General features: G+C 38.4%; 2 protein-coding genes. Both read left to right on the forward strand.

Going from position 1 to position 5,126, the window contains the following annotated elements; translation table 11 throughout:
• The first annotated feature begins 70 nt into the window (after window positions 1–70).
• Window positions 71–3,163, forward strand: coding sequence for a SusC/RagA family TonB-linked outer membrane protein (locus ACTCNA_RS17525; protein WP_462949234.1), 3,093 nt, complete (start codon window positions 71–73; stop codon window positions 3,161–3,163).
• 12 nt (window positions 3,164–3,175) lie between these two features.
• The gene (locus tag ACTCNA_RS17530) at window positions 3,176–4,861 is read left to right on the forward strand and encodes a RagB/SusD family nutrient uptake outer membrane protein (RefSeq protein ID WP_462949235.1); all 1,686 of its coding nucleotides are present in this window, start codon (window positions 3,176–3,178) and stop codon (window positions 4,859–4,861) included.
• Window positions 4,862–5,126 lie beyond the last annotated feature (265 nt).

Below are 5,126 nucleotides of genomic sequence, written 5' to 3' on the forward strand. Positions count from 1 at the left end.
TTAACCCGATGGTGATAACTCAAATCAAACAAGAACAAATTCAGTATTTAAACTAAAATCCAGAATTGTAATGAAAAATAAAATTATTAATCTGTGTAAAGAGAAATGTTTTCTCAGAAGTTTATCATTTCTCATGCTAATATTAGTTAGCAGTAGTGCCTTTTCCCAGAATATGAGAACTATAAGCGGGAAGGTACTTGATGAACAACAAGACCCTGTTCCGGGTGCAACTGTTATGGTGAAAGGAAATTCTGATTATGGTACCATAACAGACTCTGATGGAGAATTCTCTATAAACATCCCGGCGGAAGAGAATGTTCTTGTCATCTCCTTTATCGGGATGAAAACTCAGGAAGTAGATGTTAGCAACACAAGCAGCATTACTATTATATTGGAAAGCGAAATTGTACATTTGGCAGAAACGGTAGTCGTTGGTTACGGGATACAAAAGAAAGAAACATTAACAGGCTCGATTGCTAATATATCGGGTGACGACATAAGAAAGAGCCCTGAAGCAAATGTCACAGCCTCCCTCCAGGGTAAACTTCCGGGATTAACGATTAATCAACGAACAGGCGAACCGGGAAGTGAAGAGTTGGAAATGTTGATCCGTGGAAACGGTACTTTTAGAGATAACTCCCCTCTTATTATTATTGATGGTGTTGAGCGAAGTAATATGAGCAGGTTAAATCCAGACGATATAGAAAGTATCTCTGTACTGAAAGATGCATCAGCCGCTATTTACGGTGCGCGGGCAGCAAATGGAGTGATTATAATAACATCAAAATCGGGGAAAGAAGGAAAACCTGAATTTAATTTTTCCTACAATTATGCTTTTCAAAGACCAACGCAAATTCCGGAAATGCTGGATGCAGCCACTTTTGCAGAAGCATATAATGAAGGAGACTGGTACAGGCAAGGCAGACCGGATGAATACATTCCTTTTTATTCTGAGAATGCTATTCAAAAATATCGCGATGGTTCCGATCCGGTTTTATATCCCAATACTGACTGGGTTGATGTAACGATGAGATCTTATGCTCCCCAACAACGTACTAATTTGCAAGTCACAGGGGGAAGTGATAAAGTTACATATTTACTTTCTTTTGGAATAATGGACCAGGAAGGTATTATGAAAAATAATCCCACGCATTACCGCCAATATAACTTACGTTCAAATATTAATGTCAATTTGACTGAAAATCTCAGTTTGGGTGCCAATATTTATGCTATATTAAACGATAGAGAGTATCCCTCAACATATGCAGATAACCCTGATAATGATTATTGGGTTGACTTCTATAATATATTACAAGCAAATCCCACCTTACCTGCACGCTATCCCAATGGATTAATTGCTCCCGGCAGGTTACAGGAAAACCCACTTTTATTAGATCGAAGAGGATATTACAAGGTTGAAGATCGCCCCGTATATTCCACATTTAAAGGGACGTATAAAGTACCTTTTGTGGAAGGATTAAAAATTGATGCCTCATTCAATTATGATCTCAGCCATCAGTTCTCAAAAAGATGGAGTACCCCCTATTATTACCATGAATACAATGTAAACTCCGATGAATATGAAAAAAAATGGGCCACTAATGAACCAACAGCAGAGCTGACAGATACCTACAATAGATGGACTACCATGCTATATAATTACAAAATTGTATACGACAGAGACTTTGGTAAACATCATGTAGGCGCTATGGTCGGCCAGGAGATACAAAAAAACACCTGGAATTATACCCAGGCTTACAGAAAAAATTTCGTAAGTTCCGCCATAGACCAAATAAATGTGGGAAGTTCCGCAGCGGAAGATAAAGATAATGGAGGTTCAGCTTCAAGTGATGCCTATAATAATTATTTCGGGCGATTTAATTACAATTTTGAATCTAAATATCTTTTTGAATTTATCTTTAGATATGATGGTTCCCAAAAATTTCCCGAAGGTAAAAGATATGGTTTTTTCCCAGGTTTTTCAGTGGGATGGCGCCTTTCTGAAGAAGATTTTATGAAAAATAATCTTCCTTTCGTAAACAATCTGAAACTTAGATTATCTCATGGGATAATTGGGAATGATCGTGTTGACTCCTATCAGCATTTACAATCTTTCTCATTTGGAGGCAATTACGTTTTTGGCACGAGTGATGCAGCAGGCATTTATGCTAACACTATGCCCAATCCTAATATCACCTGGGAAGAAAGTAAAAAAACCGATGTGGGGTTAGAAGCTACTTTATGGAAAGGTTTGTTTGGAATGGATTTAACCCTTTGGAAGGAAAAAAGATCTAATATTTTAACGCAAAGAAACCTTTCAGTTCCAAAAATATACGGTTTCCCCGCTTTGCCCGATGAAAACATAGGGGAAGTTGATAATCATGGATTTGAGCTTGATTTAAGCCATAGAAATTCTGTTGGAGAACTTAATTATAATATTTCCGGAAACATTGCATTCTCAAGAAGTGAAATTGTTTATATGGATGAAGTTCCACACGCCGAGCCTTACCAAAATCTTACAGGCCATCCTGTTGGAGCAGGTTTGTACTATAAGGCCGATGGTATTTTTAATACGCAGGAAGAACTGGACGCTTATCCACATGCGTCGGGAACACAGGTCGGAGATATCAAAATAGTGGATTTAAATGACGATGGAGAAATTAATGCAGAAGACCAATTCAGATTCGATTATTCTGCAACGCCTGAATATGTATTTGGATTGAATATGGGATTGCAATATAAAAATTTCGATCTAAGTTTATTCTTCCAGGGGCAAACCAATGCTTATAACTACGACGGCACTTTTGCAAAGCTGGGGAACTCAGCTTTTGACAATGCTGTTGTTGATAGAGCTAAAGACCGATGGACCACAGAGAATACTGATGGAACAATGCCCAGAGCGGATGATTTTCAACCCGGAAATTCCACTTTCTACTTATTTGACGCCACATTTGTCAGGCTCAAAACCATGGAAATGGGATATTCCCTGCCTGAAAGCATCATTTCCAAACTCCACTTAACCGATTGCCGGCTTTATATAAGTGGATCGAATTTACTCACCTGGGCAAAAGAAATTAAATGGGCAGATCCGGAAAATACCGGTGATTTCCTTAATTATCCGCCTCTGCGTACCATAAACTTAGGCGTTAATGTGAAATTTTAATTTAAGAAAAAAATGAAAAAGATACTTTTAATCACAGCCGTCATATTATTATCCTGCGTTTCCTGCAGTGATAATATTCTTGACATTTCGCCCAAAGACCGTATCTCGGAAGACGCTGTATGGGGCGATGAGAACCTGATAAAAGCTTATCATACTAATTTGTATAACTGTATTCGTCACGGATTTAACATACATATGCAATCAAAAGCAACCGATGAAGCTTATTGCAGTATTTCGTGGGGCATCGGTATTATTCCCTTAGGCAATTATAATGCTGATAATATTACTACTGTGGCAACAACCGATTGGACAGGAGGCGGCAATATTTATTACTGGGATGTTGCCTGGGAATATATTAGAAAAATTAATGTTTTCCTTGAAAACATGCAAAGCGACGAAATTTCGTTCGAGGATAAGACAAGATTAGTAGCTGAAGCAAAATTTTTGAGGGCATACCTCTATTTTGAACTAATTAAAAGATTCGGAGGTGTGCCTATTATAACCGAATCCTATGCTATGGGAGCTGATGAAACGCTCACAAGAAATTCCTTTGATGAATGTGTTGATTTCATCGAACAGAACCTGACCGAAGCCATTCCGGATTTACCGGAAAAATATGCAACAAGCGACGCAAACTTTGGCCGGGCGACCCAGGATGCCTGCCAGGCGCTACGTTCCCGTGTATATTTGTACGCCGCTTCGCCTCTTTTCAATCCCTCTGATGACGAAGAAAAGTGGCAAAAAGCCTCAGATGCAGCCTGGGAATTAATAGAAAATGAAAATTATTCACTGCACTCTGATTACGAAACGCTGTTTAATCAGCCCAGCGGAACAGAAAATAGTGAAATCATTTTTGCCAGGAATTTTTCTTCCACTAATTATCACCAGGCTCCTATGCACAACTTAGGTCGCAGATATGGTGCTTACGGAGGATGGTGGGCAAGTAACGGTCCCTCACAGAATTTGGTGGACGATTATGATATGATAAACGGAGAACCTCCTTTCTTAGAAGATGGAACAATTAATCCTGCTTCGAATTATGATCCTCAGCATCCGTATAGAAATCGCGATCCTCGTTTCGAAGCCACTATAATACATGATTCATCTGTATATCATGGTGATCTTCATGAAATGTGGATAGCATCAGATGGCGAGTCATGGGGATATGATTCTTATAAAGAAAGTGGAGACAATCCCAGAACAAACTATATATTAAGAAAATTTATGCCTCCCGAAGGCAGAGCTATCAGCTGGCAGGAGCATTATACCATCCCATGGATCATATTCCGATTGGGTGAAATATATCTTAACTACGCCGAAGCTCAGTTTGAGTTGGGCAATGAAGACGTAGCCAGAGAGTATTTGAACAGAGTACGAAGCAGGTCGAGCGTGGATTTGCCAGATATTCCGGCTTCTGTTACTGGTGATGATCTTAGGCAAAGAATATATAACGAACGAAGAATCGAACTGGCATTCGAAGAACACAGATTTTGGGATGTCAGAAGGTGGAAAATTGCCATGGAAGTTGAGAACGAGCCTATTTATGGAATGGATATAATAAAAGATGTAGAAACTGGTGAGAAAACTTACACACCGGTAAAACTTCTTGAAAGAAACTTCGAAGAACACATGGTTTTGCTTCCTATACACTCTGAGGAAATCCGCAGAACAGAAATGGAACAAAATAGTGGATATTGATAATTGATTTAAAAGCTGTCTCAATATATAATATTAGGTTTTAGCCGTGAAATATATGCTTCTCCTAATATATATTGAGACAGCTTTACACATTCATTGGTATATAATCATTCTAATTCATTGGCAAAATGGAACTCGTCTCTATCACTCGGGACGAGTTTCAATCCAATAATTTTTACCTGAGTTCAAAAATCAAATATCCAAAATTGACATTTTAAACATATTTTACCATCTATTTTTACTCATTAGAAAAAACTGAAAACAT

This window comes from Tangfeifania sp., from assembly GCF_055108615.1.

Coding starts and splice junctions, on each gene's coding strand:
- ACTCNA_RS17525 (WP_462949234.1), top strand. CDS start 71: ATGAAAAATAAAATTATTAATCTGTGTAAAGAGAAATGTTTTCTCAGA.
- ACTCNA_RS17530 (WP_462949235.1), top strand. CDS start 3,176: ATGAAAAAGATACTTTTAATCACAGCCGTCATATTATTATCCTGCGTT.